Annotated in this window: 23 protein-coding genes, 1 pseudogene and 1 riboswitch; of the genes and pseudogenes, 13 read left to right on the forward strand and 11 right to left on the reverse strand. The window is 45.9% G+C overall.

Going from position 1 to position 26,192, the window contains the following annotated elements; translation table 11 throughout:
• Positions 1–46: 46 nt before the first annotated feature.
• Both R7Z10_RS11490 and R7Z10_RS11495 read left to right on the forward strand, forming a co-directional pair.
• The gene (locus R7Z10_RS11490; RefSeq protein ID WP_005383099.1) at positions 47–2,626 is read left to right on the forward strand and encodes a TRAP transporter permease; all 2,580 of its coding nucleotides are present in this window, start codon (positions 47–49) and stop codon (positions 2,624–2,626) included.
• Positions 2,627–2,671: 45 nt separating this feature from the next.
• Positions 2,672–3,109 (forward strand): universal stress protein, encoded by a 438-nt coding sequence (locus R7Z10_RS11495; RefSeq protein ID WP_005379654.1) that lies wholly within the window; start codon positions 2,672–2,674, stop codon positions 3,107–3,109.
• 63 nt (positions 3,110–3,172) lie between these two features.
• Here the strand turns inward: R7Z10_RS11495 and R7Z10_RS11500 are convergent, their stop codons facing one another.
• The gene (locus R7Z10_RS11500) at positions 3,173–4,249 is read right to left on the reverse strand and encodes an alkene reductase (protein WP_213971576.1); all 1,077 of its coding nucleotides are present in this window, start codon (positions 4,247–4,249) and stop codon (positions 3,173–3,175) included.
• Positions 4,250–4,341: 92 nt separating this feature from the next.
• Here R7Z10_RS11500 and R7Z10_RS11505 point away from each other — a divergent pair, with 92 nt between their 5' ends.
• Positions 4,342–5,289: a LysR family transcriptional regulator gene (locus tag R7Z10_RS11505; protein ID WP_213971575.1), complete on the forward strand. Its 948-nt coding sequence runs from the start codon at positions 4,342–4,344 to the stop codon at positions 5,287–5,289.
• An 18-nt stretch (positions 5,290–5,307) separates the two neighbouring features.
• Here R7Z10_RS11505 and thiQ read toward each other — a convergent pair whose 3' ends face one another.
• From thiQ to mpl, 5 genes are all read right to left on the reverse strand, one after another.
• Positions 5,308–6,012 (reverse strand): thiamine ABC transporter ATP-binding protein, encoded by a 705-nt coding sequence (gene thiQ, locus R7Z10_RS11510; protein ID WP_005379648.1) that lies wholly within the window; start codon positions 6,010–6,012, stop codon positions 5,308–5,310.
• A complete protein-coding gene (gene thiP / locus R7Z10_RS11515) occupies positions 6,012–7,598 on the reverse strand; it encodes a thiamine/thiamine pyrophosphate ABC transporter permease ThiP (RefSeq protein ID WP_213971574.1) in 1,587 nt (528 codons plus the stop codon). Before thiP ends, thiQ begins: the two co-directional genes overlap by 1 nt.
• A gap of 41 nt (positions 7,599–7,639) precedes the next feature.
• Positions 7,640–8,632 carry a thiamine ABC transporter substrate binding subunit gene (gene thiB / locus R7Z10_RS11520; protein WP_213971573.1) on the reverse strand — a complete coding sequence of 331 codons (993 nt, stop codon included), beginning with the start codon at positions 8,630–8,632 and terminating at the stop codon, positions 7,640–7,642.
• 72 nt (positions 8,633–8,704) lie between these two features.
• Positions 8,705–8,841, reverse strand: a riboswitch (TPP riboswitch).
• 37 nt (positions 8,842–8,878) lie between these two features.
• Entirely contained in the window at positions 8,879–9,517 is a 639-nt protein-coding gene (locus R7Z10_RS11525; RefSeq protein WP_213971572.1) for a flavin prenyltransferase UbiX, read from the reverse strand.
• 5 nt (positions 9,518–9,522) lie between these two features.
• The gene (mpl, locus tag R7Z10_RS11530; RefSeq protein ID WP_033906021.1) at positions 9,523–10,881 is read right to left on the reverse strand and encodes a UDP-N-acetylmuramate:L-alanyl-gamma-D-glutamyl-meso-diaminopimelate ligase; all 1,359 of its coding nucleotides are present in this window, start codon (positions 10,879–10,881) and stop codon (positions 9,523–9,525) included.
• Positions 10,882–11,193: 312 nt separating this feature from the next.
• Here mpl and fbp point away from each other — a divergent pair, with 312 nt between their 5' ends.
• On the forward strand, positions 11,194–12,210 hold the full coding sequence (gene fbp / locus R7Z10_RS11535) for a class 1 fructose-bisphosphatase (protein ID WP_005383114.1): 1,017 nt from the start codon (positions 11,194–11,196) through the stop codon (positions 12,208–12,210).
• A gap of 127 nt (positions 12,211–12,337) precedes the next feature.
• The gene (gene ppa, locus R7Z10_RS11540; RefSeq protein ID WP_005379635.1) at positions 12,338–12,868 is read left to right on the forward strand and encodes an inorganic diphosphatase; all 531 of its coding nucleotides are present in this window, start codon (positions 12,338–12,340) and stop codon (positions 12,866–12,868) included.
• Positions 12,869–12,941: 73 nt separating this feature from the next.
• Here ppa and R7Z10_RS11545 read toward each other — a convergent pair whose 3' ends face one another.
• The 4 genes from R7Z10_RS11545 to R7Z10_RS11560 are packed head-to-tail and all read right to left on the reverse strand — an operon-like array spanning position 12,942 to position 19,219.
• Positions 12,942–13,304 carry a DUF2799 domain-containing protein gene (locus R7Z10_RS11545; protein WP_017633454.1) on the reverse strand — a complete coding sequence of 121 codons (363 nt, stop codon included), beginning with the start codon at positions 13,302–13,304 and terminating at the stop codon, positions 12,942–12,944.
• 49 nt (positions 13,305–13,353) lie between these two features.
• A complete protein-coding gene (locus R7Z10_RS11550; RefSeq protein WP_170890672.1) occupies positions 13,354–13,701 on the reverse strand; it encodes a gamma-glutamylcyclotransferase in 348 nt (115 codons plus the stop codon).
• 44 nt (positions 13,702–13,745) lie between these two features.
• On the reverse strand, positions 13,746–17,510 hold the full coding sequence (locus R7Z10_RS11555) for a translocation/assembly module TamB domain-containing protein (RefSeq protein WP_213971571.1): 3,765 nt from the start codon (positions 17,508–17,510) through the stop codon (positions 13,746–13,748).
• Positions 17,507–19,219, reverse strand: coding sequence for an autotransporter assembly complex family protein (locus R7Z10_RS11560; protein ID WP_053349698.1), 1,713 nt, complete (start codon positions 19,217–19,219; stop codon positions 17,507–17,509). Before R7Z10_RS11560 ends, R7Z10_RS11555 begins: the two co-directional genes overlap by 4 nt.
• 167 nt (positions 19,220–19,386) lie before the next feature.
• On the opposite strand from R7Z10_RS11560, the gene msrA reads away from it, so the two are divergent.
• Positions 19,387–20,025 carry a peptide-methionine (S)-S-oxide reductase MsrA gene (gene msrA / locus R7Z10_RS11565; RefSeq protein WP_005379620.1) on the forward strand — a complete coding sequence of 213 codons (639 nt, stop codon included), beginning with the start codon at positions 19,387–19,389 and terminating at the stop codon, positions 20,023–20,025.
• Between the two features lie 70 nt (positions 20,026–20,095).
• Here msrA and R7Z10_RS11570 read toward each other — a convergent pair.
• A pseudogene (locus tag R7Z10_RS11570) lies at positions 20,096–20,297 on the reverse strand (DUF1107 domain-containing protein).
• Positions 20,298–20,512: 215 nt separating this feature from the next.
• Between R7Z10_RS11570 and R7Z10_RS11575 the strand changes: the two are divergent.
• From R7Z10_RS11575 to R7Z10_RS11605, 7 genes are all read left to right on the forward strand, one after another.
• Positions 20,513–21,064 carry a YtfJ family protein gene (locus R7Z10_RS11575; RefSeq protein WP_213960810.1) on the forward strand — a complete coding sequence of 184 codons (552 nt, stop codon included), beginning with the start codon at positions 20,513–20,515 and terminating at the stop codon, positions 21,062–21,064.
• Between the two features lie 227 nt (positions 21,065–21,291).
• Entirely contained in the window at positions 21,292–21,591 is a 300-nt protein-coding gene (locus tag R7Z10_RS11580) for a DUF2607 family protein (RefSeq protein WP_132936729.1), read from the forward strand.
• A gap of 134 nt (positions 21,592–21,725) precedes the next feature.
• Entirely contained in the window at positions 21,726–22,379 is a 654-nt protein-coding gene (locus R7Z10_RS11585; protein ID WP_085569684.1) for a DUF2796 domain-containing protein, read from the forward strand.
• Between the two features lie 52 nt (positions 22,380–22,431).
• Positions 22,432–23,160 (forward strand): ABC transporter ATP-binding protein, encoded by a 729-nt coding sequence (locus R7Z10_RS11590; RefSeq protein WP_042522447.1) that lies wholly within the window; start codon positions 22,432–22,434, stop codon positions 23,158–23,160.
• The gene (locus tag R7Z10_RS11595) at positions 23,157–24,416 is read left to right on the forward strand and encodes an ABC transporter permease (protein WP_318104920.1); all 1,260 of its coding nucleotides are present in this window, start codon (positions 23,157–23,159) and stop codon (positions 24,414–24,416) included. The genes R7Z10_RS11590 and R7Z10_RS11595 overlap by 4 nt, the downstream gene beginning before the upstream one ends.
• Positions 24,417–24,420: 4 nt before the next feature.
• On the forward strand, positions 24,421–24,915 hold the full coding sequence (locus tag R7Z10_RS11600) for a DUF3299 domain-containing protein (protein ID WP_005379600.1): 495 nt from the start codon (positions 24,421–24,423) through the stop codon (positions 24,913–24,915).
• Between the two features lie 322 nt (positions 24,916–25,237).
• A complete protein-coding gene (locus R7Z10_RS11605) occupies positions 25,238–26,143 on the forward strand; it encodes a TIGR03899 family protein (protein WP_064368954.1) in 906 nt (301 codons plus the stop codon).
• Positions 26,144–26,192: the final 49 nt, after the last annotated feature.

Below are 26,192 nucleotides of genomic sequence, written 5' to 3' on the forward strand. Positions count from 1 at the left end.
TCTCGATAAAAATCAGACAGGACCATCAATAATAAGGAAAAAGTACATGGCGACGAATCAAGCTCCGTCACAAGATGTGCAAGAAATGGTGGCTCAGGCAGACACAGGTGCACGTAGCCCTTCGGGAATGCAAGGACGAATCCTTTGGTTTGTTCCTCTGTGTTGGTCACTATTTCAATTATGGTACGCATCCCCGTTACCATTTATTTTCAATTTTGGCGTACTGAACGACACGGAAGCGCGATCTATCCACCTTACTTTCGCGATCTTTTTGGCTTTCACTGCTTATCCAGCGATGAAGAACTCTCCTCGCGATCATATCCCTCTTGTTGATTGGATACTCGCGTTGGCTGGCAGCTTTTCAGCAGCCTATATATACCTTTTTTATACCGAGCTAGCAGGACGCTCAGGCGCACCGACAACGGTTGATATCGTTGTTGCTGTTATCGGTATGATCCTCCTTTTAGAAGCAACACGCCGAGCTCTTGGTCCACCATTGATGGTCGTGGCTGCTGTTTTCCTTACTTACACCTTTGCAGGCCCTTACATGCCTGACGTTATCGCACACAAAGGGGCAAGCTTGAACAAGGCCATGTCTCACTTGTGGCTAACAACAGAAGGCGTATTTGGGGTTGCGCTAGGTGTTTCTACCTCTTTTGTCTTCTTGTTTGTATTGTTTGGAGCAATGCTGGAACGCGCTGGTGCTGGTGCTTACTTCATTAAAGTTGCCTTCTCGTTACTTGGCCATATGAAAGGTGGTCCAGCTAAAGCGGCCGTTGTTGCATCAGGTTTATCTGGTCTGGTTTCTGGCTCTTCAATCGCAAACGTAGTAACAACTGGCACCTTTACCATTCCACTGATGAAGCGTGTTGGCTTTCCCGGCACAAAAGCGGGTGCGGTAGAGGTAGCGGCTTCAACCAATGGTCAGTTAACACCGCCAATCATGGGTGCAGCAGCATTTTTGATGGTGGAATACGTCGGTATCTCCTACGTTGAGGTGATTAAAGCCGCCCTACTTCCAGCGCTAATCTCTTATATTGCTTTAATTTACATTGTTCACCTTGAAGCGTGTAAAGCAGGCATGACAGGCCTTCCTCGTCGCCACAACCCAACACTAGTACAAAGTCTGCTGTCCTTTACTGGTACAATCTTAGGATTGTGTGTGATCAGCGCATTGGTTTACTACGGAGTGGGTTGGACAAAGGACGTCTTTGGTGATGCCGCGACACCAATTGTTACCGTCGCACTATTAATCGCGTACGTTGGGTTGGTGAAAGTCTCAGCAAATCACGTGCAAGATGGCGCAATTGAGATTGATGCAGAATTAACAGAAGTACCTGATCCTGGCCCAACCGTTAAGTCAGGCTTGCACTACCTACTCCCTATCGTCGTATTGGTTTGGTGTTTGACTGTCGAACGTTTCTCACCTGGCCTTTCGGCATTCTGGGCAACGGTGTTCATGATTTTCATTTTGCTGACTCAACGTCCGTTGATTGCACTGCTGTCAAAGCAAGGTGACATGCTTCAGCAAACCAAAGATGGCTTTGTCGATCTTGCCGAGAGCTTAGTTTCTGGTGCGCGCAATATGATTGGTATCGGCGTTGCAACCGCGGCAGCGGGCACCGTTGTTGGTGTTGTTACACTAACGGGTATCGGCCTAGTGATGACCGACTTCGTCGAGTTTATCTCTGGTGGCAGCATCATTCTTATGCTGCTGTTTACCGCCATCATTAGCTTGGTTCTGGGGATGGGTCTGCCAACAACGGCGAACTACATCGTGGTCTCTACGCTAATGGCGCCGGTTATTGTTACGCTCGGCGCAGCGCATGGCTTAATTATTCCGTTGATAGCGGTGCACTTGTTCGTTTTCTACTTTGGTATTTTGGCCGACGATACCCCACCTGTAGGCCTTGCGGCTTTTGCAGCAGCAGCAATTGCGAAATCAGATCCAATTCGTACTGGTATCCAAGGTTTTACTTACGATATTCGAACCGCTATTTTGCCGTTCATGTTTGTGTTCAATACCCAGCTATTGTTAATGGGGATCGACTCTTGGTGGCATTTGGCACTCACGGTCATCTCATCGATCATTGCAATGCTGATTTTCTCTGCGGCAACTCAAGGGTGGTGGTTCACGCGTAACAAGTGGTGGGAAACAGTCCTATTATTAGTACTGACATTTTCGTTTTTCCGTCCAGGTTTTTGGTGGGACATGCTGTACCCAGCGAAAGTTCTTTCTCCTGGCGTTGAGGTAGCTCAAATCACGGAAACACTAAATGTAGGAGAATCATTGGAGTTACGTGTTGCCGGTGAAAACCTTGAGGGCGACTACATTGAGAAAACGGTTCGTCTTCCATTCGAAGACAGTGCGACAACAGCAGACGCACGTATTTCATCTATGGGTCTGATGCTGACCGAAAGTGACAACAAAATGATTGTCGATATGGTTGAATTTGGTAGTCCAGCAGAGTCCGCAGGTATCGACTTTGATTGGGAAATCAAGTGGGTTATCCAGGATGCAGACCGTCCGATGAAAGAGTGGGTGTTTGTACCATGCTTAATGATTTTGCTGGTGCTTGCAATGAACCAAAAACGTCGTGCTCGTAAGGAACAATTGAGCGCATAACCGATTTGGCCCCGAGGATAAAGGGGCCTTAATGAGAGACATTGAATGTACAAACAAATTCTTGTTCCGGTTGATCTAAATGACCAAGGCTTTTCAGACCGAGCGGTTGAACTAGCGGTTTGGCAGGCAAAGCAAGCAAATGCTCAAATCCATCTTCTGACGGTACTACCTGGTATTCACATGTCGATGGTTGCCACATACTTTCCGAAAGATGCTGCGGCCAAAATGAAGCAAGACGTGAAGCAGCAACTAAAAACTTTCGCTAATGAGCATATTGCTGAAGATGTGGTTTACCAAGTGCATGTTGCTGAAGGCAAGGCCTACGCGACCATTCTTGATTATGCAGAACGTTTAGGCGCTGATCTCATCATTATGCCAAGTCACAAGCGCTCTAAAATCAATAAAGTAATGCTTGGCTCTGTCGCGAGTAAGGTTGTGGAATATTCTCCAATCAATGTGATGGTCGTAAAACCGCAAGGCTAAGTAAATACAGAAACGAAAAAGGACGCTAACATTAGCGTCCTTTTTATATTAAATAAGTAAGGGTTATGCCATCACTGGGTAATCGGTATAACCTTCTGCTCCACCCAAATAAAAGTGTTCTGGTTTCGCCTCATTAAGAGGTGCATTTTTCTTAAATCGCTCAACTAAATCTGGGTTTGCGATAAAGGGAACGCCAAATGCGACCACATCAACTTTGTTTTCTGCAATTGCTGTTGCCGCTTCTTGTGCACTGTAGCCCACGTTCGCCATTAAGTGACCTTGATAGTTTTCGCGTGCTGGCTTGAGAACATCTGCTTTTTGTACGCCTTTCAGATCCGCACGCATCACGTGCCAATAAGCAAGATCGAAAGAATTAAGTTGCTCTGCTAAGTAACGCATCAAGCCAACTGGATCACTGTCTTTCATGTCATTAAATCCATTTAGCGGAGATGTGCGCAGACCGACTCTTCCAGGTCCCCACACCTCAACGACTTCTTTCACTATCTCAAGTAAAAATCGAGCACGATTTTCAACCGAGCCACCGTATTCATCGGTACGTAAATTTGAGCCGTCACGAAGGAAGTTATCAATAAGATAACCATTGGCGCCATGTATCTCGACCCCATCAAAGCCGGCTTTCTTGGCGTTTTCTGCACCTTGTTTAAACGCCGCAACAATGGAAGCTATCTCATCCACTTCGAGTGCTCGTGGTACCGTATATGCTTGCTTACCCGAAGGGGTATGGACTAATTCATCACGAATGGCCAATGCGCTCGCCGCTACAGGTGTTTTTCCTTCATTCAGATCAGGATGACAAGCTCGTCCCGCATGCCAAATTTGCAGTACAATCTTACCGCCTCTCTCATGAACCGCATCCGTTACCTTTTTCCAAGCTGCGATTTGCTCTTCGTTGTAAATACCCGGCTCTGCCATGAAAGCAGACGTACCTTCCATCACCATGGTGCATTCAGCAATGATAAGTCCGGCACTCGCACGTTGAGCGTAGTATTCAACCATAAGGTCATTAGGAATATGGTCTGCGCCAGCACGAGCTCGCGTTAAAGGCGCCATAATGGCACGGTTATCTAATGCTAATTGACCGAGTTCGATAGGAGAAAATAAGTCTACAGAGTTGGACATGTTGTTTACCTCAAATGACAATAACTTGATGGCTAAGGATGAGGTGCCAGACTATAATCAGATTAATATTGAAACAATATGGATAATTGAAAGTGATTGTTCGCAATTTAGAAACAATTGACTTTAGAACGCTTTCTATCTTTGTCACAAGCTGTCGACTACTGAGCTTAACCAAGTGCGCGCTGGAGTTAAGCCTACCGAAATCTACTGTTAGTAAAGCCATAACCAAACTCGAACAACACTTTGAAGCCAAACTCCTAGAGCGCACAACCCGAAAGTTAGTGATCACCGAAGCTGGCCAAATGGTTTTAGAGCGTGCTGCAAGCTTAGTTGAGGAATTCCACTCAATTGGCCATGACGTACAGGAGATGGAACAACAGATCCAAGGCCGGCTGCGTATTTCCGCGCCACCAGCGTTGGATGCGTATATGGCGGAACACATCTTTTTGCCATTTTTAAAACAATGGCCAAAAGTACAAATTGCGTTAGAAGCATCGAACGATTTTGTTGATCTGTTTTCACACGGCTTTGATATGGCAATTCGAGTCGGTCAGATAGTTGATGATCGATTGATCGCAAAAAAATTAGGCTATACCACTCGAGTCCTGGCTGCTAGCCCTGAGTATTTAGCTGAGTTCGGCGTACCTGAAACGCCAGAAGATCTGACAAAACACAACTGTTTGAGGTATCAATATGTTTCAGAAATAGGGCCTTGGACGCTGATCTCACACGATAATACCGTCAATGTTTCAATAACCAGTAACTTCTCAAGTACAACTGTAGAAGCAATATTGAAAGGCGCACTTAAAGGACTAGGCATCGCTAACTTACCTGTGCAGAACATGACGCAAGAGCTAGAAAGTGGCACCTTAGTCAGAGTGTTACCGCAATGGCACACGGTACCAATGCCTATTTATTTAGTCTATCGTCCTGGAGCAAACCGCCCACGGCGTGTACAAGCAATGATTGACCATATCATGAGCTTAAGATCTCAATTTGAATTTGGACCTCGGCATGGTTTGTGTTGCGGAGAAGCATAACCTAGCAACTATCAGGCACTAGCATGCTGCTCGGATAAATGCCGCAAGCTTCTCACTAGCATGCTGTTCACTCAATGCAGACATATCACCCGCGGCTTCCACTTTACCATCTGCCACAAACACAAAGTGGCTGGCAATCGCTTTGGCATCGCTTAAATGGTGCGTGACCATCAATACGGTTATTCCCCGCTCTGCTGCGAGTTTTTTTACCAAGCTCAGCATCTCTTCACGCAACACCGGATCAAGCGCCGAGAACGGCTCATCCAATAGCCACATGGGATGAGGCTGAACAAAACAACGCGCTAAGGCAACACGTTGACGCTGGCCACCAGAAAGATGCTCTGGCAAACGGTCGAGGTACTCTGCAACACCAACTTGCTGCGCGGCTTGTTCAATCTGACGATTTTGGTCCACCGTAAGCTTTAGCCCTGGGTGTAAGCCCAAACCGATGTTGTCACGCACCGATAAGTGAGCAAACAAATTGTGCTCTTGGAACAACATAGAGAACGGACGCAGATAAGGCTCTTTACGCACAATGGACTCACCATCAACACAAATATCACCACGGTCAGGATGGATGAATCCTGCCACCAACGCCAGCAAGGTTGACTTCCCTGCCCCACTTGGTCCCATCAGCGACACAATCTGTCCTTGCTCAATCGTTAAGTCAAAACGAAACAGTTCACGTTGGTAGGTGTACTGCACATCATCCAACACTAACATTACGCTCTCTCCTTCGTTTTCAATACTTTCTCAATCAAGGCAAAACAGCCCACACTCAACAACAATAAGGTCACCGATACCACCGCAGCCGCGTCCATCTGATAGCTGCCAAGCAGCTGGAATAAATACAGAGGTAAAGTGCGGAACTCTTGTCCGCCAAACAACGCAATAGCACTTAAATCGCCAATCGCAAACATAAAGCTGATCGCAAACGCATGTGCAAACGGCTTGCGTAGCGCCTGCCACTCCACCACTTTAAACCGTTGCCAGCCACGCATGCCTAAGCTGGCACATACATACTGATACTGTTGTTCAATGTGCAGCATTGGCTGTGCCAGCGTTTTGATCACGTAGGGCAAAGCCATCAAACCGTTCACCAAAATCACGACAAAAAATGCCAAGCTAAAAACATCGGTAAATGCGCGCAGTAGTAAGAATAAACCGGTGCTAATCACCAGACCTGGAGTCACCAAAATAATGGTGCCGATCGACTCAATCTGATCGGCTCGCGTGTTTTTGTACTGCAACCGCCAACGGCGACTGGTCAATAGTATGGACACCCCTGCAGCGACCGCAAGCGCGCTAGCGACACAGGCGACTTTGAGAGAGTTCAATAGCGCAGACCAAAAACGCTCATCGGTTAATACTGTCCAAACTTGTTGGTTGATGCCACTCAGTAACACCATCAATAACGGCGGTATTACCAGTAAAAAGGCACCTATGATCCAAAAGCTATCCCAAGCTTTTGACCACCCATGATCCTTCGTTAAATATTGCTGTACCGATGTGCTTCCAGCACTGATAGAAACAGGCCTTGTTAACTTCTGCACTCCAATAGCAAGCAGTCCACATAACAGCATCTGCCACAGCGCCAATAACGCCCCAGCTTGTAAATCAAAATCAAACTTAATCGCTTGGTAAATGGCCAATTCAATGGTGGTGGATTTTGGCCCGCCCCCCAACGCCATTACAGTGGCAAAACTGGTAAAGCACAACATAAACACCAACCCACAAACGTGGGGAAGCTGCTGCCTTAAACGCGGCCATTCTACCCAGCGAAACTTATCCCAATGGCTCATCCCAAGATGCGCGCAAAGCTTATGCTGCTCGGCAGGAATAGACTCCAAGGCTTGCAGAAGCAATCGTGCCGCGTAAGGTAAATTAAAGAACACATGGGCGAGTAAAATGCCGTTCAAACCGTAAATAGAGAATGGCAGTTTAGTGTCGAAACTTTGCAACCACTGCGCCAACAAACCACTGTTGCCATAAATCGCTAACAGCCCAAAAACACCAACCAAAACCGGCAAAACCAGTGTCGATGCAAACAGCTTAAGCAGTAATGATTTACCAATAAATTGGCGACGCGAAAGTGCGTGCGCTACTGGAATGGCAAAGCCAACACTGAGCAATGTGGAAAGAAACGCTTGGTAGAAACTGAACTTGGTGACATGTTGATAGTACGGGTCGCCCCATACCACAGACACATCAAGTGAAGGGGCTTGAACAATCAAAGCACCTAGGGCAGAAATAACAAAGGTCGCGATGATCATCGCGACCCCTAAACCTATTTTTGGAACAGAATTCAAAGGTAAAACCTATCTCATTCAGATGAGGGTGGAAACGTCAGCTAAAACGTCAATGCGCTTTGCCATTCGCGAATCCAAGACTTACGCATTTTTGCCACTTCATCAGCACTAAAGCTCAACGACTTGCTTGGAACACTCAAAGTTTCAAAACCTTTAGGTAACTCAACGTCAGTGACTGGGTACATCCAGTTACCCGTTGGCATCGCCGATTGGAACTCATCACTTAAAATGAAACTCATAAATTGATCAGCAAGTTCTGAATTTTTTGCCCCTTTCACTTTGGCGGCGACTTCAACTTGCATGTAGTGGCCTTCAGCAAAATTCGCCGTAGCAAACTTCGAATCGTTTTCCGCAATTAAGTGGTACGCAGGTGAGGTGGTGTAAGAAAGCACTAAATCGGACTCACCATTGAGGAACATAGAATACGCCTCAGACCAACCTTTCGTGACCGTTACGGTTTTGCTCGCTAGCTTCTGCCACGCTTGCGTCACATCGTCGCCATAAATAGATTTCATCCATAGCATTAAGCCTTGGCCCGGCGTTGAAGTCCGCGGATCTTGGTAAATCACTTTCAGATCGTCGCGCGTTTCCACCAGCTCTTTCATGCTTTTCGGCGGATTAGCCAGTTTCTCTTTGTTGTACACAAACGCGAAGTTGCCGTAATCGTACGGTACAAACGTCGTGTCACTCCAACCGTTTGGTAACACTGTGTTAGCCGTATCCACATTGTGCTCGGCAAGCAGATCGGTTTTCTTCGCTTCTGCCATCAGATTGTTATCCAAACCTAATACGATGTCCGCTTTGCTATTACCGCCTTCAAGACGAAGACGATTCAGAATCGACACACCATCGTCCAACGCTACGAAGTTAACGTCACAGCCACATTTTGCTTCAAAAGCTTGCTCGATTTTAGGACCCGGCCCCCAATCTGCGGCAAAAGAGTCGTAGGTATAGATGGTTAATGTGTTTTCAGCGGCAAACGCTGAAGTAGAGGTGATTGCAGCTAGGGCAATCAGATTTAGAGTGGGTTTCACTGCTCGCTCTCCATGAGTATTTCAGAGAAATAAGTTGAGCGGCACAGGGTTTGAGGCGGCTATTAAGGACTTCCAATATCCAGACTCAATTCCTACGCCAGCATTATCTGGTTCAGGTAATACGGGTCCATAGTTAAACACTTAGGTCTCAGCGCCCCAATGCATTGATTGACTCAATGCTAAATGGGTTTGCTCCCCGATGAGTTGGATGGATTGTAAAGGTATTTGAGTGGTTACACAATCAGCTCACGAGCGCTGGTCATAACCCCAACGACGCACCAAACCTTGCTCAATACCTAAGTGGTCAAGAATTCTCGCCACCATAAAATCCACTAAGTCTTCAATACTCTTTGGCTGATGATAGAAGCCTGGAGCTGCTGGCATGATGGTGACGCCCATTTGCGACAGTTTGTGCATGTTCTCCAGATGTAGCGTTGAAAATGGTGTTTCGCGAACCACGAGCAACAGCTGCCCGCGCTCTTTCATTACCACATCAGCGGCCCGCTCGATCAAGTTATCTGACATACCATGCGCAATCGCTGCAACGCTTCCCGCAGAACATGGGCAAACCACCATTTGCTTTGGTGCAGCAGAACCAGACGCAACCGGTGAGAACCAGTCATCTTTACCGCAAACGGTGATGTTATTTCGATTGCAGTTCAGGTGCTCTACCAATGCTTGCTGCGCCGCTTCTGGGCCACTTGGTAGCTTAAGATTATGCTCGGTTGCCATCACAACACGAGCCGCCGAAGAAATCAGAACGTAGACATGATAATCCGCCGCAACCAAGCATTCTAAAAGACGAAGGCCGTAGGGAGCACCAGAAGCACCCGTTAATGCCAACGTGATGGCTTTTTTATGAGAGGGTTGTGTTTTGTTTTGCATATCAATCAGGCTTTTTGTTTTAACTGCTCAAGAAGTTTTCCGTGAATACCACCAAAGCCACCGTTGCTCATGACTAGAATTTGGTCACCTGGTCGCGCACGTTCGACGATCTTGGCTACAAAGTTATCTATATCCGCATCGACAAACGCTGGCTGTGTGCATTGGTCGGCAATGTCTTGCACAGACCACTCGATATTATCTGGCTGGAACAAGAAGACTTCATCTGCACTGTGTAGTGACTCTGCAAGTGTGTTTTTGTGTACGCCACGCTTCATGGTGGCAGAACGCGGCTCTAACACAGCTAGGATGCGTTTTTCACCTACCTTGTTACGCAAACCACCGACAGTAAGTTCAATTGCCGTTGGGTGATGCGCAAAATCATCGTAAACCGTCACACCTTGTTCTTCACCTTTCAGCTCTAAACGGCGCTTGGTATTGATGAAACGCCCTAATGCTTGGCAAGCAAGATCCGGAGTGACTCCAACATGTCGTGCAGCAGCGATTGCCATCAGCGCATTATCCACATTGTGGTCACCCACCAAATTCCATTCGACGGTACCAACCTTCTCGCCTTGCAACGCAACGTCAAATTTTGAGCCATCAAGCACTAATTTGTGCGCTTGCCAGTCACCATTCTCACCAGAGAACTGTTTTTCAGTCCAGCAGCCACGCTCTAATACATCCGCTAACGCCTGATCTTTTCTCGGCGCTAAGATCAATCCATTGCCCGGTACAGTTCGCACTAAATGATGGAATTGGCGCTTGATCGCTTCTAGATCATCGAAGATATCAGCATGATCAAACTCAAGATTGTTCATGATTAAAGTGCGAGGATGGTAATGCACAAACTTAGAACGCTTATCGAAAAAAGCACTGTCATATTCGTCCGCTTCAACGACAAAAAACATACTTTCACCCAAACGAGCAGACACTCCGAAGTTACCGAGTACCCCACCGACTAAGAAACCCGGTTGATAACCACAATCTTCAAGTATCCAAGCAAGCATGCTCGACGTGGTCGTTTTCCCATGTGTACCCGATACCGCCAATACCCAACGATCATGCAGCAAAAACTCGTTGAGCCACTGCGGGCCAGAGGTGTAACGCATGTTAGTGTTGAGCACATGCTCGACACACGGGTTGCCACGGCTCATCGCGTTACCAATCACCACAAGATCTGGTTGGGGGTCGAGTTGAGACGGGTCAAAGCCTTCAATAATTTCAATACCTTGAGACTCAAGCAGTGTGCTCATTGGCGGATAAACGTTGGCATCAGAACCAGTGACTTTATGTCCTAATTGGCGCGCTAGAATCGCTGCGCCGCCCATAAATGTGCCACAGATACCCAAGATATGAATGTGCATAAACTAAACCTTGTAATGCGTTTTTTAATGCTTTCATTATCGCGATTACCGCCTGAAAAGCGAGTGACTTTAGCCTTCTTCTTGCAGTCCCTTTCACAAATATGACAAGGTTGAACACAGACTGTACAACCTCTTGCTTACTGATGAATCCCTCAAACAAGTCTACAAATAAATTGAGATCTCAAACAGTTACTTCATTACCATTAAAAAGATCTGCGACTTAAACTTACATCCAGCGCAATCGTTTAACATCCATAAAGAGATGCTCACTTGCGCACTACCCCCAATGAAATGAAAATGTAAGGATTAACCATGTCAGGACTGCGCACCCTAGGCGAGTTCATTGTCGAAAAACAAGCGGATTTCCCCCACGCTAGCGGTGATCTATCATCCCTTTTAGCCTCCATTCGTTTAGCTGCAAAAATCGTTAACCGCGAAATCAACGCAGCGGGTCTCGGTGATATCACTGGTGCTGTAGGCACGGAAAATGTCCAAGGTGAAGATCAGCAAAAGCTCGATGTTTACGCGAACGATAAGTTCAAAGCCGCGCTTGAAGCTCGTGATCAAGTGTGTGGCGTTGCCAGTGAAGAAGAAGACGAAGCAGTTGCGTTCAATAAAGAACTCAACCAAAACGCCAAATATGTAGTACTGATGGACCCACTTGATGGTTCTTCTAACATCGATGTGAACGTCTCTGTTGGTACTATCTTCTCGATTTACCGTCGTGTTTCTCCAATCGGTACTCCACCAACTGAAGAAGACTTCCTACAACCTGGTCACAAGCAAGTGGCTGCGGGCTACGTGATTTACGGCTCCTCCACCATGTTGGTATACACAACTGGTAACGGCGTAAACGGCTTTACTTACGACCCATCTATCGGCAGCTTCTGTCTTTCTCATGAAAACATGATGATTCCTGATGATGGTAAGATCTACTCCATCAACGAAGGTAATTACATTCGTTTCCCTCAAGGGGTGAAGAAGTACATCAAGTACTGCCAAGAAAACGTGCCAGAAGACGGTCGCCCATACACTTCTCGCTACATTGGCTCGCTGGTTGCTGATTTCCACCGCAACCTACTGAAAGGCGGTATCTACCTTTACCCAAGCACACAAAGCCACCCACAAGGCAAGCTACGCCTGCTTTACGAATGTAACCCTATGGCATTCCTCATTGAGCAAGCTGGCGGCATTGCATCGGACGGCGTGAATCGCATTATGGACATCAAGCCTACTGAGTTGCACCAGCGTGTACCTTTCTTTGTGGGTTCGAAGAACATGGTTCGCAAAGTTGAAGAGTTCCTTGAACTGCACCGCGACGAAGAATAATTTCAGACCTTTGTCCAACGCGGCAGGTGTTTACCTGCCGCGTTTTTGTCGCTAAAGTGAAACGCGAATTTATCATCAGATGAAACCGCTTTTGTGTGACTCATCGTTAATGAAAAGGAATATTCTAATGAGCTTAAACCATGTACCAGCAGGCAAGTCGCTGCCTGAAGATATCTATGTCGTTATCGAAATTCCTGCAAATGCAGATCCAATCAAGTACGAAGTAGATAAAGACTCTGGTGCTGTATTTGTCGACCGTTTCATGTCTGCACCAATGTTCTACCCATGCAACTATGGCTACGTGAACAATACCCTGTCTCTTGATGGCGACCCAGTCGACGTATTGGTACCAACACCATACCCACTCATGCCAGGTTCAGTCATTCGCTGCCGCCCTGTTGGCGTTTTGAAGATGACAGATGAATCGGGTGAAGATGCAAAAGTGTTTGCGGTTCCCCACTCAAAAATCTCGAAAGAGTACGAGCACATCCAAGATGTGGACGATATCCCAGAACTACTGAAAGCGCAGATCACGCAATTCTTTGAGCGTTACAAAGAGCTTGAAGCAGGCAAATGGGTGAAAGTGGATGGTTGGGCAGATGTTGCTGCCGCCAAAGCTGAAATCCTAGAATCTTACGAGCGCGCTCAGAAAAAATAAGCATCACTGCTGATACAAAACTAAAAAGAGCTGCTCTAGGGCAGCTCTTTTGCTTTCATCTTACCTGTGTCAACTAGATAGGTGCGCCTGCTGAAGACATTCGTCCAGCGTCGTAGTCATGTTGAAAGAAGGGGTCAACATCATCACAAATGCCAAAATACGGACGCCCGATAACACCGAGCATATAAGCACTTTGCTCACAATACTCTTGTTTACCTTGCTGGTAACCCGCTTGATAAGCCATTATCAGTTCTGGCGTCGCATGGTTAACATCATCCAGCTTCGCAATTCGCTCCTCAGATAACTCCCGTAATCCATCTAAAGCTGACTGCTTACCAAACACTTGCCAATCGGTCACATTATTCGAAGTCGGTAGTGTTGTTTGTGCGCATGCAGCAAGAAGCAACGCCATTACTCCAATTACGAATGCTTTCATCGTGACTCCTTAGTGTTTAGCTCGTTGCTATTGATAATGTCAGTATAGCTCACACCTTTTGACACCAATCTCCGGAAGCGATTTCTTCGGTTAACTGCTCAATATCTTGATATAAGTAGATCCAAGCTTGGCCAAAAGGCGTAACGATGCTCTCTCGGCGATATTCCACTGGCACATCTTCTAACCTATCTAGCTCCGATAAGGTTTCATCATCAATCAGATACACTTCACCTTGAATCGAGCGTTGCCCAACAGACAACGCTGGATAAGGGCCTAAGTCATACATTGCAAATTGAGCATCCGTTTCATGTAAACCAAGAAACTGCGCCGAGCGCAAATACTGATGGTTGTACTCTCCCTTGCGTAACGTGCCGTAGACAAAAATCAAATGCTGCATAACCACTCCTTAGTCATGACTGTGTATGCTTAGGTTAAAGCACTTTAATCGAACTCAAACTGATAGAGTAGGTCAACGGCGCTATCTACACCAGATACCGCTTCTAAATACAAGTCTTGCATCAATCGGTAACGCACAGTGAACTCACCTAGGGAGTTAAAGATGCCGACACCATATTTCACCTGCAAACCTGGCAGAATATAACCACTCACCGTCACTTGCGAATCATCGCCCGACCCAGCAGTGTCCAGCTGTAAATCTTGTACGCCAAAGGCTTCACCAATTTCACCAACCACACGACCACTCTTCGCCAAGCTTAAACCAATTAAGGTAGTCGTCATTGCATTACCACCGGCTTCACCATCAATATCTTGACCACGAAGTAGATAAGAAAGTGCATTGGCTTGGTTCATCGCGGGCTCTGAGAAAATTTCTATACTCGGATCAGATGCTGGGCCCGACACTTGTACCCCCGCAATGACATCATCTTGGGTATTGTCTGGATTACGAATCGCTTTGATAGACAAGTAAGGTTGATCTGGTGGACCATTCATCAGAATCTTACCTTCTTTAATCAATAAGTCCTGACCAAACGAACGATAAGAACCGTCGACAACATTCACTTCACCAACGATGAAAGGACCTTTGTCTTTTTGTGTCACGTTTAGGTTCCCTTTCAACCCACCTTTTAAACCAAAAGCGGCAAGTTGGAAGTCATCACCAATTTTAATGTTGATGTTCGTTTCCACATCAAACGGCATCGCAGCGACATCGTCCACTGGCTGCAAGTTTTTATCGAGAATAACGGTATCACTCGATACGCCTACCGCACTTGGTGGAAGCTCTTCGACGACAACTCTGCCCCATGGCAAATTAATATCACCCTCAATTTTCGCAAGCTGAGGAGTCACATCTATTGTCATGTCAGGCTCAACTTTGATTTTTACCATTGGAGGCAAATCAACATTGAGCTCTTTAGCAAATACACGCGCTTTAGTACGCCAGTTCTGTAAGTCCTGCCAGTCGGCATCACCGGTAACGTTCAACTCACCATCCGGGGTTAGAATTCCGGCATCCAAGTCCGCTTGATGGCCTTTAAAGTTGATGACGACCTGCCCTGAGTTTATATCTATCGGTGTGACTTCACCCTGTAGCTTCATCTGGTCAATCAAGAACTGGCCGTTCACCTTCGGATGCATGACGTCACCTGATATCGCTAGGTCAGTATTCATGTTTGCTTTAAACAAGCTGTACTCACCTATCAACGGTGCCAAGAAATCCAAGTGGAACGTAGAGAGTGAAACCTTACCATCAATAGTGGGCTTTTCAGACGAGACATTCAGTAAAGAAACCTTACCAGACAAGTCACCGTTATCTTTCACATCAAATAGCCACTCGGCATCAAGCTTGTCTTTCGCTAATGCCGCTTTAAAGTTGAAGCTTTCCCAACCGACTTTAATTGGCTGCTCAAGCGCTTGTTCAACTTGGCCTTTTGGCATATTGACACTTAAGGTTACTTCAGGCTTTTTCTCTGGTGCCCATTTAGCAAAAGCCTGTGCATTAACCGAGCCTTGCAGCTTGGTTTCTGGCGGCAGGAATTGCTTGATTTGGTCAAAATCAAAATCATTGATGGCTAACTTCGCCTGGCCACTCTTACCGACACTAATGTCTTCGGTTAGACATACGCTCGACTCCGCTTGCAACCAACAATGCGCTTGAACGTTCGCGATCTGTTTGTCGATATTGACCTTCACCGCGGTCGATTTTTGCAACGCCCACGGGCCTTGTTGCGAGCTCAGCGTCAAGCGGCGCAGAGCCCCATCCCAAATCATTTCTGGTTTCTGCTGGAATGTCCCTTCAATTTCTAAACTGGTCGACACCAGGTCAGACACTACATCGAGCGTCAGTTGATGCAGTTTTTCATCCCCAGAGACTTCAAGGTCAGCACTATCAACTTTTATGTCGTCATAGGTAATGTTGTTCGCAATTAGGCTTATGTTCGCTTTTGGTGCTGGCAGAGGCTTCACATCACCCTTTAAGGTGATCGTTTCTACGTTCGCCTGTTGCTGCCAGTTTATCTGATTTAAAGCGAGATCAAGATTGATGTCTGGTTCTTTCAAGCTACCACGTAGTGCGACTTTACCTTGCATCTTACCTGCAAGATCCGGAACACTTTTCGCAAAATCAGGGAAGTTAACCTCAACATCCATCAGAATTTGCTTATCGATCTTACCCTTTGCACTGAGTTGGTTTGGACCATGAGAAAGCGCTAAACCCTGAGTGGTAAGTTGGATGTCTTCGCCTTTGCCGTTTTTATCAGACGCTTCAAGTTGCCCTTCAACATTCAGCGGATACCCTCGCAAAATGCCGTCAATGTCTAACTTAGGCAAACTGACTTGCCAACCGCCTTGTTCTGTTAACGACCCCGAAGTCGAAAGGTTACCGCTGATATCCCCTTCAGCTTCTTTCCATTGTAAACCTGGTTGAATGTTTTTCAGGTTCAAGTCAGCTTGCCAGTTGATTGGCGCGGCCCAATTGGCCATGACTTTCCCAGAGAGTTCGCCCCCTAAGGTTTTCACTACAAGGCTTTCGAGGTCAATTTGCTCTAGCGTACCTTTGCCGTTTAGTGCGACATCAACGGCGGGAATATCTTTGCCCGAAGCTTTGGTTTCTAATGCGACTTCGTAGCCATCAAGTGAGCCTTTTGCCGCCAAGCTTGGTACAGAAACCTGGTAATCGCTTTGTCCAAATAGCGGCCATTGCGCCTGTACATTTTTAATCGCGACATCAAACGGCAACTGTGTTTTAAGCGGTTGAATATCACCTTTGATCTCCGCTTGTACAAGCTCAGAAAGCGTAGCATTTAGTGACAAATCACCAACCGAACCCGAGACCGAAAGCGACAGTTTTTGTCCCTTCGCATCCGCTTGCTTCACTAACGCGTCCAATTGCGCTTTGATAGGGTAATCAGAAGAAAGCGTCACTTGTGTGCTCAACTTGCCTTCCACTTCTGGCATGTCGAGCTCTAACGTTTTGACATCAACACGTTCACCGCCTGCTCTTGCAACCAAACCAAGATGATTGACGATCACTGGCGTTTCACCCGCCAGTTTGAAATTGTGAATATCAAGACGACGCGCTTCAACCGTCAGTGGAATCCATACTTCGGGTAACACAATATCTTGCGGCGTAACGTCAGTTTCTTTCGGCTCCTCGGCAGCCGCTTCAGGTTCAGCCTCACTTGGTGCTAAAGCCACATTAATGTCTTTCAACGCGGTAGGTGCGATCACCAAACGATCACCCTGCATCGACAAAGCGGTCGAGAATGTTTGCCAATCAATTTGATTGCCCAGCACATTGACATTGATGTCATTAAAGCTGACTTTATTAACAAAAATTGGCACTGGCGTACTGATAGAACGCAGTGGTGGTGTTTCCTCTTGCTCCTCGCTTGCTGGCGGTAGCTCTGGCATCTTAAAGTCAAGCCCCTGCAGTCTTAACTCATCGACACAGACCTTAGGGTCAAAGAAACAGCGGAAGTTCACTGCCAAAGCTAAACGCTCGACTTTGGCGTCGATATTCAAAGACTCATCGACAAAACTGACGTTATGCAGTTCGAAGCGAGGAAACAATGAACCCTGCACTTTTTCAATCTGCAATTGTGGTAATGCTTTTTCAGCTCCCCACAAGGCAAATTTGAGGCCTGGGTGGGTAAACAAAACTGTCGCGACAATAATGATGAGCAACAGCAATAGGCCAATCAAACTGAGCGACAGCCATTTGGTCCACTTAAACATCATTTTGATCATAGCTCAGGCCCCAATGAGAAGTGGATACGAAACTCTCGTTCTGGTTTTGCATCCAACCCCCATGCAAAATCAAAACTAACAGGGCCCACCGGAGACGCCCAGCGGATACCAACACCAGCACCTGATTTCCAATCTGGTGTTTCATTAAACGCATCACCAATATCGTAAAACGTTGCAGCCCACCAGTTTCCATAAACACGATATTGGTATTCTAATGTACTGCTAACAATGTATTTACCACCCGTCAAAGCACCACTCTCATCCACAGGTGAAATAGATTCATAGCCGTAACCACGAATATTATTGTCACCACCTGCGAAGAAACGCAGCGACGGTGATAGCTTTTCAAGTTCATCGGTAATATTCGCACCACCTTCTAAGCGGAACAAACCACGATGATTCTCTCCAATACCACGAATCCAAGAAGTCGAGCCAATTAAGCGGAGCACTCTAGTTTCAGAAAGCATAGCGGTATCACCATACTCAATAGTGATGCTTTGCTTGTCTCCCCACATTGGCATATTGCCCCCTCGAACCCTAGTCCGAGAAAATGTCGCACCTGGAAGTACGAAGTTGAATTCATCATCTTGTAAACCTTGCGTAAAGCTCTCGTACAAATGACGAACATAAACGGTATTATGCCAACCACCGTCTGCTAACCAATGACGCTCCACTGCAAGGTTAGACTCGATACTCTGCGTGTCACGGTTGTCTAGGTTTTTAAGCCCATATTGAACTTGATAATAATCGTTAGCGACATCTTCTAAAGGAATTTTGTAAGAAGCAGTCACGGTTTGCTCTGGCTTAGATAGGGATAAAGCGGTGTTGAAACTGTGTCCTCGGGAGCTCACCCAAGGTTTCTTCCACTTCAACGTCCCTCGAACGCCGACATCCGTTGAGTAACCAATACCCGTCTCGATCTGATTCTTGGAAGCAGGAGATAAAGACACTTTAATTGGCAAGTCTCGGCCATCATCAAGCCTATCCAATTCAGGCTCAACAAAAACTGAGGAAAACCACTCCGTATTTGATAGCTTCTGGTTAAACTCGCCCAGCTTCGAAACGTTGTATGGGTCCCCTTCTTTAAAAGGTTGTAATGATGCGACACGATCTTCCCAGATGTGGTTGCCAATAAAAGAAACGTCGCCAAAATTGAAACGTATTCCACTGCTGTAGTGCAAACGGACATTAGCTTCGTTCAGATCAGGGATAACCTCTAATCGACTTAGCGTAAACTCACCATTGAAGTAACCACGCTGAAGCGCCAAGTTACGAATGCCTGACTTAAGGCTGTCGTATTGGCCTTGATTCAAAACTTGACCAACTTTGAGCGGAGAGCGCTCAATAAGTTTTGCAAACTCTTCATCGTCCTTGGCCTCTCCAGTGATGGCCACATCCATGACTTTCACTTTCACTGGCAAGCCCGGCTTGATGAGCACAATTAACTCATCATTCGCTTCAGGAATAGAGTATGAAATTTTTGCATGATAATACCCAAGCGCGTTAAGCGCTTCAGTGATACTTTGATCTAATCTCGCTTGAAAACGCAGAGAAGTGGAGTAATCCTTCTCTGGAATAGATGATAGATACGCACTGACATTCTCTTCTAAAGCGCCATCAATGCCTTTCAAAGTCAAAGAAACATCGGCATAGGCACCATGAGAAAAGGCAAACAGGCCAACAATGGTGGGGAGAGCTTTTTTTATCATGCTTTTATGGCTGAATGAGGTTAAGTAAACGTAAATAATGATAACGCCAATTAGATTCTAAGTCTGTAATATTAATAGGTTTAACGCGGTCTATGTCATCACAGCATCAGATACAGACGAAATGAAAAAGTTCGCAAATTTAAGACACGTATTGAAGGACAAATACCATGCTCAACAAACAAACATTGATCAGTATAGAAGATGCCTTGCCAGGTAGAGATCAACCAATGCAGATTGACGATCATCATTTTGTAAATAAATCTAACCTAAAGGCGCCTCTTGCGTCACACCAACAGCAGATTTTGCTCGGAATGGGCTGTTTTTGGGGCGCTGAGCGCGTATTTTGGCAACTCGACGGCGTTGTATCTACTTCGGTCGGTTACGCTGGGGGGTACACACCCAATCCCACGTATGAAGAGGTCTGTACAGGTAAAACGGGTCATACTGAAGTCGTACGAGTCGTTTTCGATGAACGCGTCATCTCATTAGAAAAGCTACTGGCTGTTTTTTGGGAAAAACACGACCCAACTCAGGGAATGCGTCAAGGTAACGACTTAGGTACTCAATATCGTTCTGCAATTTACACTTATTCGACGGAGCAGCTCGAGAGCGCAGAGAAATCGAAACTCTTGTATCAGCAAGCACTGCAAGAAGAGCAACGCGCGAACATCACCACCGAAATACAACCAGCAGGTCCGTATTACTTTGCGGAAACCTACCACCAGCAATATTTGGCGAAAAACCCTGATGGTTACTGTGGCATCGGAGGAACGGGAGTTTGCTTCCCACCAAGCCTCCAAGGATAAACCTAACCAGCAACAAAAAGAGCGACCGATATGGTCGCTCTTTTCTAAATCTAAGTGGGTACCAAGCTAACTAAGCCGATAATGATGCTATCACTTGGTTGACTTCTTTAAAGATGGTGAGCCTTTTATGATCGTTGACGTCAGGTAGTAACACTTTGCCATTGTCGAACTGAAAACAGCCAACCCCCAACAATAAAAAACTGACCTTTGAACAACGTTTTAACAAAACGGGCCACTTGTAATGGTCGATATACAGCAAACTCACGTAGCATAACTCACCTCAATTCCTTTGAGAAAACACGGATTGCTTATTTTTCCTCTGCAATCTTAATGCGCAATTTGCGACGGAACTCATTTTAGCAAATTCTAAATATAACGCAAGATTACACCACTCCATACGTTAAATAAATGTTATCAACGGTCCTACAAATTTCTAGGTTCTGGATATATACTGGAAGCTTCCAAACCTCGTACGGAATATAACAATATGAAAACTAAGACTCTCCTACCTCTATTACTGGCCTTAACGCCAAGCTTGACCTTTGCACACAACTTGTCAGTGGGAAAAAGCGTTCCTCCTGTCAATGTTGCCGCTTACGGCGAGATTGTTTTACAAGGCGAAGGCGTTGCATACCAACCCTGGGCAACTCAACATATGCAAGGCAAAGTTCGTGTTATTCAAGCCATTGCAGGCCGTAGCAGTTCAAAAGAAATGAATGCCCCTTTAATGTCGGCAATAACAGCGGCAAATTTTCCACAAGAAAGCTACCAGACCACAACTATCATCAACCAAGATGATGCAATTTGGGGGACAGGCTCTTTCGTGAAGTCTTCAGCTCAAGACAGCAAAAAAGAGTTTCCTTGGTCATCCATGGTTCTTGATGAAAATGGCGTAGTTGCCAATACTTGGGGCCTGAAAGAAGAAAGTTCGGCCATTATTGTTCAAGACAAAACGGGCAAAGTTCTGTTCGTCAAAGAGGGCGCACTTGAGCAAGATGAGATAACAAAAGTCATTGAGCTTATTAAACAGAACATCTAGCTTCATTGAATGGCTCCTTGTTCTTGTTGTAAGGAGCTATATGAATTTGATTAGAAGCATGGGCAGTGATAACTCTGCTCTTTATAAGTGCGACACTTCCATCAGAGAGTATTACCAATATTTTTCGGCACGTATGTGTGGAGTTAAATTTTTCTGCTAGCCAACAAAAGAGTGAACTTTTATTCATTATGGGTGTTATATTATAACAGTCGGTAAGAGGAGCTCAGATGTACCACCACCAGCAAAAAACACTAAGATATTGGTATCGCACTGCTTTATTTTTCAGTGTTGCGTTGCTGATCGCTTGGAACTTTGCGGTTGTACTCCATCAAGTCGATCTGACGCCCGACCATCATACCCATCATCATTGCCAATTGTTTTCTGGTGTTCAGCACGGTATAGCAAAGGTACAACCTACCCTCTCTACACCGACTTTTGCGCGCGCCCAGCATCATCATGTTTTTTTGCATCTCGTGTACGGCGAAGAAGTTCTTGGCGCTGCTCGTGCCCCTCCTTATTTTGCTTAATTTCCAAACTATTCCACACTCAAAATTATTGAGTTCATTCCCGCACCTAGTGTGTCAGGGAACAATAACTTAGTGAAACTCGAATCTGAGCAATACCGCCTTTGGTTAATGCCAGTAAAATTAGGAAAAATACAATGTCATCAAAACACGTTTTAGCCCTTGCTATTGGCCTCACTTTATCGACAGCAGCGAATGCAAACGAATACCGCCAGCATGGTGCTCATGTGCATGGTCACGTCGAGTTTAATATCGCCCAAGATGGCAAAGATCTGTTAGTAGAGATCACAGCTCCTGGAGCTGATGTTGTGGGTTTCGAACATGCTCCAGAAAACGCACAACAAGAGCAAGCGCTTAAACAAGCCGTCGCTACACTCGAAGACAGCAACGCATTGTTCGCTATTAACTCACAAGCTGATTGTAATATTGAAGAAGCTTACGTGAGCCACAACCTAAGCGAAACTCATGAGGAACATGATCATAGTGAGCACGACCATGATGACCATGCACATCACGATCATGAAGGACACGAACACCATGATCATAATGAACATCATGATAAACATGACCACCATGACGATCATGATGAGGCGCACGATCATGGCGGTCACGGTGAATTTTCGGTGCAATATCGCTTCAATTGCGAACAAGTTAATCAGCTTAGCCAAATCCAAACCGATTGGTTTAACCAATTCCCAACTACAGAGTCCATCAGCGTCAATATATTCACTGATACCATGCAATCAGCAATTAAATTAAGCAAAGATAACACCCAAATCGTAATCAAATAACACGAGTGGCGTGTAAGTACCCACTTACACGCCACAGCTTTGGTGATTTAATATGACTGAAACCACACCAAATGTTGTCGAGCTAGAGGATGCCCAATTTTTCTGGCCCGGTTCAACCAACGCGACCATCCACATCCCCAAATTACACATTACACAAGGCGAACATGTGTTTATCAAAGGTCCAAGTGGCTGCGGTAAATCGACCTTGCTCGCTTTGTTGACGGGGATTAACACATTAACTTCAGGCTCTCTATCTGTACTCGATACTGACCTTGCTAGTTTAAGTGCCAGTCAGAGAGACCGCTTTCGCGCCAATCATATTGGCTACATCTTTCAACAGTTCAATTTATTGCCGTACCTTAACGTACTTGAAAACGTATTATTGCCATGTCAGTTCAGTAAAATACGACGTGACCGTGCCCATTTAGGTGCCTCATCTCAAACGTTAAATGAACAGGCTCAGGCCCTACTAGAACGACTGCACTTGCCAAACGAGCTTCATACACGCCCTGTCTCTGAATTGAGTATTGGTCAACAACAACGTGTGGCTGCGGCTCGAGCTCTGATAGGACATCCAGAGTTAGTGATCGCTGACGAACCAACCTCAGCTTTAGACTATGACAATCGTAAAGCATTTATTGAGCTCCTTATGGAGCAAGCGAATCAAGCCAATGCCACACTGGTATTCGTTAGCCACGACCCAACACTCGAACCCTTATTCGATCGCACGCTCAATCTACCCGACATTAATCAAGTATCTAGCCTAGGAGCCATATCATGAGTGCTGTTGTAAAGCTCGCCTGGAAGAGCTTGATGAACCGCAAAGCGACGGCAATTCTAACCATCATGACCGTTGCGATTTCAGTGGTACTCCTCTTGGGCGTCGAGCGTATCCGAACTCAAGCCAAGGATAGCTTCGCCAATACAATTTCAGGCACAGACCTCATTATTGGTGGACGCTCTGGGCAAGTGAACCTATTGCTCTATTCTGTGTTTCGTATTGATAATGCGACCAACAACATCGATTGGAAAAGCTACCAAGAGTTTGCCAATCATCGTTCAGTCGATTGGGCTATTCCAATCTCGCTTGGCGACTCGCATAAAGGCTTCCGAGTTATGGGAACCAATCACAGTTACTTTGAGCATTACAAGTTTGGAAGTAAGCAACCACTAACATTCAGCAAGGGTAGAGAATTCAATGGTTTATTTGAAACCGTACTAGGTTCTGATGTCGCTAAACAACTTGGTTATGATATCGGTAGCGAAATCATCATTGCCCACGGCATTAGCGACGTTGGCTTTAGCCGTCATGACAATCTGCCATTTAAAGTTGTCGGTATCCTTGCACCTACAGGAACACCAGTCGACAAAACTGTCCATGTATCATTGGAAGCCATCGAAGCCATTCACGTTGGGTGGGAAAGTGGTGCGCGTTTGGGCCCGACACCCAAGGCACAAGATCTCAAAAACAGAGACTTTCAGCCCAAACAAATTACCGCTATGCTCGTTGGTTTGAAATCTCGTATTCAAACTTTCGCCCTGCAAAGACAAATTAACACCTACCCCAAAGAGCCGCTTAGCGCCATTATGCCCGGCGTTGCGTTGCATGAGTTATGGGGAATGATGTCGGTTGCAGAGCAAGCCCTAATGGCAGTATCTGGTTTTGTCGTGATTGCAGGGTTGTTAGGTATGTTAAGCAGTCTATTAACTAGCCTACAGGAACGCCGCCGTGAAATGGCGATTTTGCGTGCCATGGGAGCAAGGCCTCGTCATGTTTTCTCACTCTTAATTAGTGAAGCCAGCTTGCTTACTGCTGCTGGTATTATTACTGGCGTTACAGGGCTGTATGCTATTCTTGCTATCGCGCAGCCGATCATCCAACAGCACTATGGAATACATCTCACCTTAAGCATCTTATCTACTTATGAGTGGATACTATTAGGTTTCGTACAATGCGCTGGTATTGTGATTGGTTTCATTCCCGCACTCCGCGCCTACCGACAGTCACTGAGTGACGGAATGACAATAAGGATTTAATAAAATGTGGAAAAAAATACTCGCAAGTTGCTTGCTGGTCGTCGCATTCACAGCGCCTGTTATGGCCAGCGAAGAACCATTGAAGCTTGACTGGATTGACCTTGTTCCAGAAAAAGAGCGTAAATTGTTCGACAGTATAGGCATGCCTGCATCTGATCACAGTGGTGGCGCAGCGCAGCAGTCCAAGATTGGTAATGTTCGACCAGAACTGAACGGAAGCCAAGTTAAAATTCCAGGGTTTGTTATCCCACTTGAAGGTGATGCCGATACCGTCACCGAGTTTTTATTAGTGCCATACTTTGGAGCTTGTATTCACGTGCCACCACCGCCTCCAAACCAGATCATTTACGTGAAGTTTCCGAAAGGCGCGCCTGTTCAAGAGTTGTGGGATGTTATATATGTGGTTGGAACGTTGAAAACCGAGACGATAAACCACGAACTAGCAGAAACGGCTTACGTTATTGAGGGATCAGAAATAGAAGCCTACGACGATATGTAATTTAAGTCGTCGATAAGCCTCGCTACACCTAAGGCGTCACACTGGCGCCTTTTTTAGCTTTGTGCTACACGATATAACGAGATAAATACGCTAATACGCCCACATAAATAACCAAAAGAAACGCTATCGACAGGTGCTTTTTGAGTTTACCTGCTTCTGAGAACTTCATAGCCCCTCCAAAATAACGATAACAATTTTAACAACTCATTATCATTTTGAATAGCCCTATTCGTTCAAAAACTGAGAACTCCTGTCTGGTCGCTTGGTCAGATAAGGTGTAAATTTAAACGTGCGAACCGCGCAGTTCTTGGTAGGAAAACGAATGGCAGACCCGACAAAGCAACCTGTTGTCATCGAACATCAGTCAGACACAAAAAAAAATACGCAACAAGAAAAGAAACAAGGCTACATAAAAGACAGTGCTAGTAAGGTAAAAACCATTGCCCAAATACACGGTCTTGACGCCTTACTGCAAACCGGCCCGCCAGCCAAATCTGCGTTTGAAAGAGCCCAATTGCGAGAGCAAAGACGCCAAGAACAGCGACAAAAAAACTTAGAACAGATTTTAAAATTAGCGCACAGTTCATGCCGAGATGAGACAGCGGGAGAGCCAGACCAAGATTGGTTGCATCGATTTTTTGAGATGGCTCAAGACATCCATAACAGCGCGATGCAAAAGCTATGGGCTCAAGTGATGAAGCGTGAAGTGACCAATCCGGGTTCAACGTCCATGAAAGCGTTGAAAACCCTCAAGGATATGTCACCAAAGGAAGCACAAACTCTGCAAAGAGCCGCCTCTTTAGCGTGCAGTTTTGGAGGGGATCACAGCAGAAAACTGCTGATTGGTTACAAAGCGCAAGGAGGCATATTTAGCTTCGGCAAGCGAGACGTCGCTAACAGCCTAAATATGGGAAGTTTTCAACTGCCGTATTCAAGCTTGTTGCTCTTAATTGAATTAGGGCTGCTGCACAGTGCCGAACTTGAATCTGGCGAAATTAGTATCGAGACACCGTTGGTCCTCACCTACCAAGGTAAAAACTTATCACTGAACGTAAACAGCAAAGGTGTCCGCCTTTTATATTACCGATTCACACCCACAGGTAATGAGCTCTGTACCTTGCTCGGTAACAAACCACATGCCGAATACTACGACCAAATGCTTGCACTGTTAAATCATAGATTTAGTGTCCATAGTGAAGCTAAAAGTACGGTTCATCATACCGTCTAGCCAGCTTGAGAAGCATTTGACTACCTATGAGCCAAATACTTCTCCAGCT

Source organism: Vibrio sp. Vb1018 (assembly GCF_033338775.1).
Taxonomy (GTDB): Bacteria; Pseudomonadota; Gammaproteobacteria; order Enterobacterales; family Vibrionaceae; genus Vibrio; species Vibrio alginolyticus.

What these genes read in the sequence shown, in the direction of transcription:
- R7Z10_RS11490 (WP_005383099.1), top strand. Translation starts at nt 47, where the DNA reads ATGGCGACGAATCAAGCTCCGTCACAAGATGTGCAAGAAATGGTGGCT.
- R7Z10_RS11495 (WP_005379654.1), top strand. Translation starts at nt 2,672, where the DNA reads ATGTACAAACAAATTCTTGTTCCGGTTGATCTAAATGACCAAGGCTTT.
- R7Z10_RS11500 (WP_213971576.1), bottom strand. Translation starts at nt 4,249, where the DNA reads ATGTCCAACTCTGTAGACTTATTTTCTCCTATCGAACTCGGTCAATTA.
- thiQ (WP_005379648.1), bottom strand. Translation starts at nt 6,012, where the DNA reads ATGTTAGTGTTGGATGATGTGCAGTACACCTACCAACGTGAACTGTTT.
- R7Z10_RS11525 (WP_213971572.1), bottom strand. Translation starts at nt 9,517, where the DNA reads ATGCAAAACAAAACACAACCCTCTCATAAAAAAGCCATCACGTTGGCA.
- mpl (WP_033906021.1), bottom strand. Translation starts at nt 10,881, where the DNA reads ATGCACATTCATATCTTGGGTATCTGTGGCACATTTATGGGCGGCGCA.
- fbp (WP_005383114.1), top strand. Translation starts at nt 11,194, where the DNA reads ATGTCAGGACTGCGCACCCTAGGCGAGTTCATTGTCGAAAAACAAGCG.
- ppa (WP_005379635.1), top strand. Translation starts at nt 12,338, where the DNA reads ATGAGCTTAAACCATGTACCAGCAGGCAAGTCGCTGCCTGAAGATATC.
- R7Z10_RS11545 (WP_017633454.1), bottom strand. Translation starts at nt 13,304, where the DNA reads ATGAAAGCATTCGTAATTGGAGTAATGGCGTTGCTTCTTGCTGCATGC.
- R7Z10_RS11550 (WP_170890672.1), bottom strand. Translation starts at nt 13,701, where the DNA reads ATGCAGCATTTGATTTTTGTCTACGGCACGTTACGCAAGGGAGAGTAC.
- R7Z10_RS11555 (WP_213971571.1), bottom strand. Translation starts at nt 17,510, where the DNA reads ATGATCAAAATGATGTTTAAGTGGACCAAATGGCTGTCGCTCAGTTTG.
- R7Z10_RS11560 (WP_053349698.1), bottom strand. Translation starts at nt 19,219, where the DNA reads ATGATAAAAAAAGCTCTCCCCACCATTGTTGGCCTGTTTGCCTTTTCT.
- msrA (WP_005379620.1), top strand. Translation starts at nt 19,387, where the DNA reads ATGCTCAACAAACAAACATTGATCAGTATAGAAGATGCCTTGCCAGGT.
- R7Z10_RS11575 (WP_213960810.1), top strand. Translation starts at nt 20,513, where the DNA reads ATGAAAACTAAGACTCTCCTACCTCTATTACTGGCCTTAACGCCAAGC.
- R7Z10_RS11580 (WP_132936729.1), top strand. Translation starts at nt 21,292, where the DNA reads ATGTACCACCACCAGCAAAAAACACTAAGATATTGGTATCGCACTGCT.
- R7Z10_RS11585 (WP_085569684.1), top strand. Translation starts at nt 21,726, where the DNA reads ATGTCATCAAAACACGTTTTAGCCCTTGCTATTGGCCTCACTTTATCG.
- R7Z10_RS11590 (WP_042522447.1), top strand. Translation starts at nt 22,432, where the DNA reads ATGACTGAAACCACACCAAATGTTGTCGAGCTAGAGGATGCCCAATTT.
- R7Z10_RS11595 (WP_318104920.1), top strand. Translation starts at nt 23,157, where the DNA reads ATGAGTGCTGTTGTAAAGCTCGCCTGGAAGAGCTTGATGAACCGCAAA.
- R7Z10_RS11600 (WP_005379600.1), top strand. Translation starts at nt 24,421, where the DNA reads ATGTGGAAAAAAATACTCGCAAGTTGCTTGCTGGTCGTCGCATTCACA.
- R7Z10_RS11605 (WP_064368954.1), top strand. Translation starts at nt 25,238, where the DNA reads ATGGCAGACCCGACAAAGCAACCTGTTGTCATCGAACATCAGTCAGAC.